This window comes from Anaerolineae bacterium, assembly GCA_014360855.1.
GTDB lineage: Bacteria > Chloroflexota > Anaerolineae > JACIWP01 > JACIWP01 > JACIWP01.
In genome coordinates, this window is sequence record JACIWP010000115.1 from 1 (window position 1) to 9480 (window position 9480).

Sequence of the window (9480 nt, forward strand, 5' to 3'; positions counted from 1 at the left end):
GCACCACGTCCTCGTCAATTTCGGCCTGCTCTTTCTCCGCCAGATTCGCCCAGGTGTATTTGGGGCGCAGGTCGAGCATCATGGCGTCATGATCTGCCTCGAGCGCCAGGTCCACCAGAGCGACCTCGGCGCTCCAGAGCTGGACAAGGGCCAGGGCCAGGTTCACCGCCAGGCTGGTCTTGCCCGAGCCGCCGCGCAGGGAGAAGACGCTGAAGATGTGGCCGGCGGGGGAGGGGGCCGGCGCCAGGCCGCGCGCGGACCGCACCCGGGTGAGCAGGGCGCGGATGCGCAGGGCCAGCTCGGTGGGATCGAAGGGCTTCACGATGTAGTCGTCCGCGCCGGCCTCGAAGCCGCGCACCTTTTCGCTGATGTCGCCGCGCGCCGTGAGCATGATGACGGGGATGGGGGAGGTTTCAGGGGCGGATTTCAGCCGGCGGCAGAACTCATAGCCGTCCATGCCCGGCATCATGACATCCAGGACGATGAGGTCGGGCTTGACGGACGGGAGGATGGCGCTGGCCTGTTCGGCGCTTTCGGCGGTGAAGACCTCGAAGCCGGCGGCTCCCAGCTTATCCTGCACGAGCTTCAGCTTGTTATCGTCAACGACTAGGATCCTGTCCTTTTGTTCGTTGGCCATGTCCCCTCGCCAGTTCGCTACTTTTCCTGAAGCGGCTTGTGCTTCTGAGTGTGTTGGCGCCTTGTCTTTCTGATTATACCATGATAGGGGAAGCGTGCAAAGGTTTTTCTCGCCGCATCAGTGCGTTTGCATGTCCAGCGCATCCTATCCGATATATAGGCGGTCTTGGCCGGCGCCGGCGTTCCAGCCCCCTCTTGAAAATTCTTCAGGTTTGTAGTATACTGTCCGAAAAGGATATATTGTGCGTAGATACACGATATGGAAAGGAGATATTGTGAAATATGGCACTAGCTCTGGGCATTGATACCGGAGGTACCTATACCGATGCCGTCATCGTGGATTACGATACCGGGGAGGTACTGCGGGGCGCCAAGGCACTGACCACCAAAGAGGACCTGGCTATCGGCATCCGCAACGCCATGGACGCTGTGCTGGAGAACGATGCCAAAAACATCAGCCTGGTGGCGATCTCCACCACTCTGGCTACCAACGCTATCGTGGAAGGAAAGGGTGCCCCGATCTGTCTCCTGCTCCTCGGCTATGATAAAGAGCTGGTGTATGATTACGGGTTTCAGCGGGACCTGGTGACCGATAATTTCGTCTTCCTCCCCGGCCGGCATGACCTCAACGGCAACGAGGAAGAACCCCTGGACCTGGAGCTGACCCGCAAAACAATCCTCGAATGGAAGGACCGGGTCGAGGCCTTTGCCATTTCCGGCTATTTCGGCACCCGCAACCCGGCCCACGAGAAGATCGTCCGCCAGATGGTGGAAGAGCTGACCGGCCTGCCCGTCACCTGCGGCTATGAATTAACCACCCGCCTGAACTCCATCCGCCGCGCCACTACCGTGGCGCTCAATGCCAGCCTGATCCCCTTCCTGCGCTCGCTGATGGATTCGGTGGCGCAGGCGATGGCGGAGCGCGGCATTCGCGCCCCATTGATGGTGGTGCGCGGTGACGGCTCCTTGATGGACGTGGAAATGGCCAAACAGCGCCCGGTGGAAACCATTCTTTCCGGGCCGGCGGCCAGCGTCATCGGCGCAAAGCACCTGGTCGCGATCCAGGATGGGCTGGTGGTGGATGTCGGGGGCACTACCACCGATATCGCGGTCCTGCGGAACGGCCGGCCCGGCATCAACCCCGAGGGTGCACGCGTCGGGAGATGGCGCACCATGGTGGAGGCGGTGGATATGCGCACCGCCGGCATCGGCGGGGACAGCTATGTGCGCGTCAGCAGGGAGCGGGAAATCGCCATCGGCCCCCGCCGCGTCATCCCGCTCTCCATCCTGGCCGCACAACATCCGGAGGTCCTGCTGGAACTGCGCAAGCAGGATATGCTGTTGGACACGTATGACGAGCTGGCGGTGGAATTCATGGTGCCGGTGCGCCCTGTCCCCACGAACGGCCGCACGCTGGACGAGGTGGAAGTGGAGCTGTTGGAGGAGCTGAAGAAAGGCCCGCGCTCCCTCTATCAGCTCACATCCAAGGGCAAATTCCGCCGGCTCTATCTGGGTTATCTCAAAGAATGGGAGGACAAGGGGTATCTCCTGCGCGCCGGCTTTACCCCCACCGATGCCACCCACGTGCTGGGCATGTACAACGCCTGGAACAACGAGGCCGCGGAGCTGGGGGCCAAAATCCTTTCGCGCATGGCCGGCCTGTCCGTAGAGGAATTCTGTCGGCGCGTCGTGGCCGGCACCTCGGACAAGATCGCGCGCGAGATCCTCGCCAAGGTGCTGGCGGATGAGCGCGGCCTGGAGCTGGAGCAGTCCGACGGCGTCGGGGCATTCCTCATCGAAAACGCTTTGCAGAATGACCGGGAGAATACCAGCCTGGAATGCACATTGAAGGTCAACCTGCACCTGGTGGCTATCGGCGCGCCGGTGCGCATCTACATGCCGCGGGTCGCCGAGCTACTGCATACCGAATTGAGCATTCCCGAGCACGCCGGCCTGGCCAATGCCATCGGCGCCGTATCGGGCAGTGTCATTCAAACGGTGCGCTTGCAGATCGCGCCGGTGGACGGCGGCGAAAAGGTGCGGCTGTACAGTCCCGAGGGCGTGTGGGAGTTCGGCCTGCTGGAGGAGGCGAGGGAATACGCCATGTCGGTAGGGCGCCGGCTGGCGGAACAGCGGGCGCGTGAGGCCGGCGCGGATAAGGTGGAGATCCAGGTGGAGGAGAACCACCAGTATGTCCAGGTGGCCTCTGGATGGGGCGATAAGCTCTATCTGGGCAGTGACCTGATCTTCACGGCGGTGGGCCGGCCGCGGCTCATCGTCTTCGAGAATGCGAGGGAGTAATGTGGACGAGGACTCCAGCGGACTAGAGGTGGTGTACATCGCGTCGGGCCAGCTTCGGGCGGAGGTGATCCGCTCGAAGCTGGAGGCGGCCGGCATCCCCGTCCTGCTCCAGTATGAGAGCCTGGGCATCGTCATGGGGCTGACGGTGGATGGATTGGGGGAGGTGCGGGTGCTGGTGCCGGCGGAATATGCCGACGAAGCACGCGCCCTGCTGGTGGAATTAGAGAAACCCCTCACCGAGGACTCGGACGATTTTCCGGAGATTTCCGACATCAGCGACATACTCGAGTGAATCCACGCCGCGACGCCGGCCGAAGCCCCGGCGACTACCCCGGCGGTACAACCGTCTCCCACGCCCACCCTGGAACCTTCGCCACGGCTGTGCCGGCCCTGGACGGCAAAAAGCTGTTGGAGGAGCGGTGTACCAGATGCCATTCCCTGGATCGCGTGCGGCAGTCCCGCAAGAGCGAGGCGGATTGGAAGGCCACGGTCGAGCGGATGGTGGGGAAGGGCGCCGCGCTGTCCGCCCAGGAGATCGAAGCGGTCGTGCGCTATCTGGCCCAGACGTACCCCAAATGAGCTGATGGGCGGACCAATGCCCTGGTGAGTGCACGCGGCCGGCGTGCGGTATTGACCGCCGGCGTATTCTGTGCGATAATGAGGTTAGGTGTGAAAAGGCGTGTCAACGGCGCACTCCTTTTCCCCTCCGTCGCCATCCCACGGAAAAGGAGGTGATGCCACACATGTGTAATAGTAACATGCGTTGCGCCGTAGCGTCACCTCCTGCTGAAATCCGGTAGAAGAGACGCTGCGGCGCAGAGAGACGTAAAAGGCCTCGCTCGGCTTCGAGAGAGGCCTTTTACCTTGTGTGGAAGGTTATCATTTTAGGAGGAAACACATGGCGAATCCTCTGCCAGTGGGCAAACTGCCGGCGGAACTGCTCCAGGAACTGCTGCGCAAGTACACCCGCCCCAACAGCCGCGTCATCGTCGGGCCAGGGGTGGGGGAGGACGCCGCGGTCATTGACTTCGGCGAGCGCTATCTGGTGGCCAAGACCGACCCCATCACCTTTGCCACGGACGAGATCGGTTGGTATGCGGTCAACGTGAACGCCAACGACATCGCCTGCAGTGGGGGCGTGCCGAAGTGGTTCCTGGTGACAGCGTTACTGCCGGCCGGCACTGCCGACGCAGAAATGGCGGAGTCCATCTTCGCCCAGCTCGCCGAGGCCTGCCAGGCCCTGGATATCACGCTGTGCGGCGGGCACACCGAAGTCACCTACGATCTGGATCGTCCTATCCTGGTGGGGCTGATGCTGGGGGAGGTGGAGCCGGCCAGGCTGGTGCATTCCGGCGGCGCACGGCCGGGCGATGCGCTCATCCTCACCAAGGGCATTGCCATCGAGGGCACGGCGCTGATCGCTCGCGAGAAGGGGGAGATGCTGGCCGGCGAGTTCCCCGCTGATTTTCTCCGGCGCTGTCGGCAGATGCTTCACGAACCGGGCATCAGCGTGGTGCGCGAGGCGCGCCTTTTGCGTCAGCATGTGGATGTGCACGCCATGCACGACCCGACCGAAGGGGGGCTGGCGACGGCATTGTGGGAGCTGGCGGCGGCCGCCGGCGTGGGCCTGCGCGTGTACCGGGACGCGATACCCATACTGGCGGAGACGCAGGCGCTGTGCCAGCGTTTCGGGCTGGACCCGCTGGGTTTGATCGCCTCGGGGGCACTGCTGGCGACGGTGCCGGCTGTGCAGGCGGAGGAAGCGGTGCGGGTGCTGGCGGAGGCCGGCATTGTGGCCCGCTGTATTGGCGAGGTCCTGCCGGCGGGCGAGGGGGTGTGGTTGAGGGATGCCGGCGGGGACCAGCCTCTCCCGCGCTTCCCCCGCGACGAATTCGCCCGCCTGGTGGAATAACGCTCTCCAGAATTTGACAACCCCCCAGGGGTATGGTATAGTAGAGATACCCATACGGGGTATGCATGAAAAACAGAGGAGGGCGTTCCTATGGCACTGATTGGCAAGGAAGATCGCGAGACCATCCGCAAGATGTTCGACCAGGAATTCGTCCATGACGTGACGCTGGTCATGTTCACCCAGGAGTTTGAGTGTCAGTTCTGCCGCGAGACCCGGCAGTTGGTGGAGGAGCTGGGAGAAATTTCCCCGCGCGTGCACGTGGAGGTCTATAACTTCGTTACCGACAAGGACAAGGCCGAGGCGTACGGCATTGACAAAATCCCCGCCATCGCCATCATCGGCACCAAGGATTACGGCATCCGCTTTTACGGCATTCCCTCGGGATATGAATTCACGGGCCTTATTGAGACGATGATCGCGGTTTCCAAAGGGGAGTCGGGGCTTTCGCAGAAGACGAAGGAGGCGCTGGCGAAGCTGGAGAGCCCGGTGCATCTGCAGGTCTTCGTCACGCCGACCTGTCCGTACTGCCCCAGCGCGGTGCACCTGGCGCACCGCATGGCCATCGAGAGCGATAAAGTGCGCGCCGATGGCGTCGAGGTGATCGAGTTCCCGCACCTGGGACAGAAATACCATGTGCAGGGCGTGCCGCGCACCGTGATTAATGAGAAGGTGCATATTGAGGGCGCGGCGCCGGAGGGTATGCTGTTGGAGAAGATCCTGGAGGCGGTGCGGCCGGCCAAAAGCTGACGCCGGCTTCCTCTACACGCAATACACGCCCCGTGTATCATCCCGGTGATGGTACACGGGGCGGTAGCGTTTTGGGGATGGAGTTGGGAACGCCGGCGGGATTACTTCTCCTCGGAAGCGCCGGCCTCTTGGGAAGCTTCTGCCGAGGCGGCCTTGGCTTCGGCCTCTACCTCTTTGCCCGCTTCCTCAACCTCGCGGCTGGCCTTGCGGAACTCGCGGATGCCGCGCCCCAACGCACCGCCGACCTCGGCCAGTTTGCCGGCACCGAACAGGATCAGCACGATCACCAGGATGATGATCAGTTCAGGCACACCCAGTTGTGGCATGGGATATATCCTCCAGCTCGTGTGATCTCACTGCTCATTGGTCGTACCAGTTGGCCGCATTATACACCCGCCGGCAGGGAAAGGCAAATTATCCGGGGCCGCGCAGAGCGGATGTCTCAACAGCCGGCGCGCCGGCGCGCATGCGGCCGGAACAGGAAGGGGAGGAACGAGCGCGCCGCCTTCACCACTCGCACGAATTCGTCCGGATGGCTCGTGATCTGGGTGAGTTTGGAAAGGATGTAGCGCGGCCGCAGGTAAAACTGCCGGCGCGCTTCGTCGCACCAGGCCACCAGCTCCTCTGCCGGCAGGCCGGGCAGGTCCACCACGCAGTTGTGCAGTCCCTCTTCGGTCACCCAGCGGCGGAAATCTCGTGTTCGCAAATAGCCACTGCGCTCAGCCCAGGCGTAGGCCTCTGTGCCGGGGTAGACCATCAGCGGGAAGAACTGCGCCGTGTCGGGGTTCAGCTCTTTGGCCAACTGCAGGGTGCGCGCCAGAGATTGGCGGGTTTCGCCTGGACAGCCGGCCATGAAACAGCCATGCACCAGGATGCCGGCGCGGCGGGCATCGCGCATGAAGCGCTTCATTTGCTCGGTGGTGATGCCCTTGCGAATCTGGCGCAGGACCTCATCATCGCCGCTCTCGAACCCGACGCAGAGCATGCGACAGCCGGCGGCTTTGAGCGCTTTCAGCGTCTCATAGTCCACATCGGCGCGTGAGTTGGCGGTGAAGGTCAGCCCGGTGCGCGCCTGGCGCAGGCGCTCTGCCAGCTCGCGACAGCGCTCGCGGTTTACGGTCAGCGTGTCATCCTCGATAAAGACGTGCTTGATGTAGGGAAGCTCGCGGGCGATGTATTCGAATTCCGCCACGACGTTGGCCGGACTGCGGTAGCGGTAGCGCCGGCCCTGAAAGGTCTGGGGGTAGACGCAGTACACACAGCGGTGCGGACAACCGCGACCGGTGACAATGGCCACCTGCGGATAGGGGGTGATGGCATAGAAGTAGTGCAGGGGGTTCAGGTGCGTCTTATACACGCGCGTCACGAAGGGCAGGGTATCCAGGTCTTCGATAAATGGGCGGTCGGGGTTGTGGATGACGGCGCCATCCTTGCGAAAGCTCAGGCCGGCAACCCCTTCCAGAGGCCCGCCGGCCACCAGCGTCTTTGCCAGCTCCAGCAGGGTGTATTCGTACTCATGCCGGGCGACGGCGTCGAGCGCCGGCGCGCCTGCCAGCGCCTCGTCCGGCAGAGCGGATACGTGCGGGCCGACGGAGACGCAGAACACGGCCGGCCGAACGGCTTTCAGCTCCTGCACCACCCGCATATCGTTGTCAAAGCTGGGGGTGCTGGTATCCGTGACCAGCAGATGGGGCTGCCACGTCGCGACCAGTTCGCGCAACTGCTCCAGTGTGGTGCCATCCGCCGGCGCGTCGATCAGCCGCACCTGACAGCCGGCGTCCTCCAGCACGCCGGTCGCGTACGCCAGCCAGATGGGGTAGTACAGCGTTCCGCTCTTGGTGACCGCCGGACTGCGCTGGGCGCGCGAGAAGCGCGGCAGGAAAGGCGGGTTCAACATCAGCACCCGCAGTTGCGCCAGGTATGCCGGAAACGGCCGTTCTTCGGTCATGGTGCGTTCCTGTGCGAGCGTCCCAGGTATGCCCACAGCCGGCGCGTGGTCCTGCGCTCAAAGAGCGCCAGGAAGGCCGCGCAGTACAGGACCACAAGCCCCGCGCCGGCGCTGATCAGTCCCATGATGCCCTGGATATGGGGAGCGGTGAGCAGTCCTATCGGGACCGTCAGCAGGGTACAGACCAATGCCGGCGCGATGAGGCCGGCGTAGGCTATTTTCAGCTCTCTGGCGATTATGATACACGAAACGGCGGCGCTGGCAAGCGAGGAAGCCGTTACCGCCCATGCCATGCCTGGGATGTCCCAAAGGCGCAGGAACGCCGGCCCCAGGGCCAGCAGTGTCCCGAGCGCGGCGGCAGTGGCCCCAAGAAAGGCGTCCGTGCGGCCCAGGCTGATGAGCAGTTCTCCGTTGAAGCCGAAGCCCAGGCGGAAGAAGGTCGAGAGCAAGAGGATCTGGAGTACCGGCGCCGCCGCCAGCCAGCGTTCGCCCAGCAGGAGGCGCACGGCCGGCTCTGCCAATCCGATGCCGACCCCGGCGGCGAGGCCGGCGGCGGCCAGGGCGTAGCGCGTAGTGAGCGCGTAGGTGCGCTGTAAGAGCGCCGGCTCCTGTCGTGCCCGGGCAAAGGCCGGCAGGGCAACCCGGCTCAGGATAAAGCGCGCCTGGAGCGGGAGCTGGGAGATCGTGAAGGCCATGTAGTAGATGCCCAGGCGCGCCTCGCCCTTCCAGCGGCCGACGAAGAAGTAATCGGCGTTCAGGTAGCCCCAACTGAGGATGTAGCTGAGGTACAGGGGCCAGCTAAAGCCCAGATAGCGCCGCAGGACCGGGCGCGAGACGCGCAGGCGCGGCTGGAAGTGGGCCAGTCTCCAGAGCAGGAGGGCCTGGAAGAAAGAGCCGGCGACGAACCCCCATACCAGGCTCCAGACCCCCTGTCCGAGAAGCGCCAGGGCCAGGCTGACGGCCAGGTTGACGCTGACATTGGCCAGTTCGGGCAGGCGCGCCGGCACGAACTCCAGCCGGCGCTCCAGCAGGGCGGCCGGCAGCATCAGAGGCCCGGTGTTGGCCGATGGCCCTCCCGTCGAGGTGAAAAGCAGGAGCGACATGGCCGCCAGCAGAGGCGCAAGATAGGGCTTGTCCAGCAGGGCGGCGAGAAGCCCGCGGCCGGCAATCAGCAGGAGCGCCATAATGAACGCTAGGATCAACTGGAGCGTGAACGCAGTATCCACCAGGTCATGGAAGCGGCCGTCGTCATCCTCGCTCTGGATGACGGCCTCGGCGCCGCGCAGGTTGACCAGCAGGGCAGGGAGGCCGGCGACCATCATGGCGAAGGCATATTGGCCGAAGGCCTCTGCGGGGAGCAGGCGTGCCAGGAGCAACTGCTGGAGGAAGAAGAGAAGCCGGCTGAGGCCGGCGACTCCCACTGCCACCCCGATGCCCTTGATGGCGCGCTCCTTTAGCTGTCGTGCCAGCGCCTGCGCGGAGGGGTTCATCCTTTCACCTCCGCCGGCGAAGATAGTCCCACCGCCCGCAGGAGCAGAGCGAACAGGTCGGTGATGGCTTCCGGGATGATGGCCGGCCGCTCCGAAGCCAGGAATATGCCGTCGTTGATGCGGTCGTCCGGGTCATAGCCGTGCATGGCATGCAGGACGCGGCGGGACATATGGGAGGGATGGAGGACCAGCCCGGTCTGCAGGAGGAAAATATCCTGGCCGTAGCGGTCGCCGGCAAAGGCGATGCCGTAGCGCGCCTTGTCTTCCCCGGTCAGAAGCCGGCCCTCCTGGCACTGTTGGAGGACTTCCCGGATGCGCGGCCGGCTCTCCGGGTTGGGATACCAGAAGCGCGCCATGGTGGAATCATAGACCGCGACATAATCCACGCCGAAGCGCAGACCCAGGGCTTCGAACCGCCGGCGGAGGTCCACCGTCCCCCGCACGGG

10 protein-coding genes are annotated in these 9480 nt (G+C 64.1%); 5 read left to right on the forward strand and 5 right to left on the reverse strand.

All coding sequences use genetic code 11. The annotated features are described in order from the left end of the window. A partial coding sequence (locus H5T60_07715) for a response regulator (GenBank protein ID MBC7242317.1) occupies nucleotides 1-637 on the reverse strand: 637 nt, incomplete at its 3' end. Between the two features lie 281 nt (nucleotides 638-918). Here H5T60_07715 and H5T60_07720 point away from each other — a divergent pair. The 5 genes from H5T60_07720 to H5T60_07740 all read left to right on the forward strand — a co-directional run bounded on the left by H5T60_07720 (nucleotide 919) and on the right by H5T60_07740 (nucleotide 5596). Next, nucleotides 919-2937 (forward strand): hydantoinase/oxoprolinase family protein, encoded by a 2019-nt coding sequence (locus H5T60_07720; protein MBC7242318.1) that lies wholly within the window; start codon nucleotides 919-921, stop codon nucleotides 2935-2937. Continuing rightward, nucleotides 2924-3229 (forward strand): DUF2007 domain-containing protein, encoded by a 306-nt coding sequence (locus H5T60_07725; protein ID MBC7242319.1) that lies wholly within the window; start codon nucleotides 2924-2926, stop codon nucleotides 3227-3229. The genes H5T60_07720 and H5T60_07725 overlap by 14 nt, the downstream gene beginning before the upstream one ends. Continuing rightward, nucleotides 3226-3516: a hypothetical protein gene (locus tag H5T60_07730; protein ID MBC7242320.1), complete on the forward strand. Its 291-nt coding sequence runs from the start codon at nucleotides 3226-3228 to the stop codon at nucleotides 3514-3516. The genes H5T60_07725 and H5T60_07730 overlap by 4 nt, the downstream gene beginning before the upstream one ends. A 319-nt stretch (nucleotides 3517-3835) precedes the next feature. Continuing rightward, nucleotides 3836-4849: a hydrogenase expression protein gene (locus H5T60_07735; GenBank protein MBC7242321.1), complete on the forward strand. Its 1014-nt coding sequence runs from the start codon at nucleotides 3836-3838 to the stop codon at nucleotides 4847-4849. Between the two features lie 90 nt (nucleotides 4850-4939). Next, a complete protein-coding gene (locus H5T60_07740; GenBank protein ID MBC7242322.1) occupies nucleotides 4940-5596 on the forward strand; it encodes a thioredoxin family protein in 657 nt (218 codons plus the stop codon). Nucleotides 5597-5697: 101 nt separating this feature from the next. Here H5T60_07740 and tatA read toward each other — a convergent pair whose 3' ends face one another. From tatA to H5T60_07760, 4 genes are all read right to left on the reverse strand, one after another. After that, complete coding sequence (gene tatA, locus H5T60_07745) at nucleotides 5698-5922, reverse strand: twin-arginine translocase TatA/TatE family subunit (protein ID MBC7242323.1); 225 nt, start codon at nucleotides 5920-5922, stop codon at nucleotides 5698-5700. A gap of 116 nt (nucleotides 5923-6038) precedes the next feature. After that, entirely contained in the window at nucleotides 6039-7544 is a 1506-nt protein-coding gene (locus tag H5T60_07750) for a radical SAM protein (protein ID MBC7242324.1), read from the reverse strand. After that, nucleotides 7541-9034, reverse strand: coding sequence for an oligosaccharide flippase family protein (locus H5T60_07755; GenBank protein MBC7242325.1), 1494 nt, complete (start codon nucleotides 9032-9034; stop codon nucleotides 7541-7543). The genes H5T60_07750 and H5T60_07755 overlap by 4 nt, the downstream gene beginning before the upstream one ends. After that, on the reverse strand, nucleotides 9031-9480 hold a 450-nt coding region (locus H5T60_07760; protein MBC7242326.1), incomplete at its 5' end, for a hypothetical protein. The genes H5T60_07760 and H5T60_07755, both read right to left, overlap by 4 nt.

Excerpts from the sequence above, each read along its gene's own strand:
- H5T60_07720 (MBC7242318.1), top strand. The coding sequence starts at position 919 with ATGGCACTAGCTCTGGGCATTGATACCGGAGGTACCTATACCGATGCC.
- H5T60_07725 (MBC7242319.1), top strand. The coding sequence starts at position 2,924 with ATGCGAGGGAGTAATGTGGACGAGGACTCCAGCGGACTAGAGGTGGTG.
- H5T60_07735 (MBC7242321.1), top strand. The coding sequence starts at position 3,836 with ATGGCGAATCCTCTGCCAGTGGGCAAACTGCCGGCGGAACTGCTCCAG.
- H5T60_07740 (MBC7242322.1), top strand. The coding sequence starts at position 4,940 with ATGGCACTGATTGGCAAGGAAGATCGCGAGACCATCCGCAAGATGTTC.
- tatA (MBC7242323.1), bottom strand. The coding sequence starts at position 5,922 with ATGCCACAACTGGGTGTGCCTGAACTGATCATCATCCTGGTGATCGTG.
- H5T60_07750 (MBC7242324.1), bottom strand. The coding sequence starts at position 7,544 with ATGACCGAAGAACGGCCGTTTCCGGCATACCTGGCGCAACTGCGGGTG.
- H5T60_07755 (MBC7242325.1), bottom strand. The coding sequence starts at position 9,034 with ATGAACCCCTCCGCGCAGGCGCTGGCACGACAGCTAAAGGAGCGCGCC.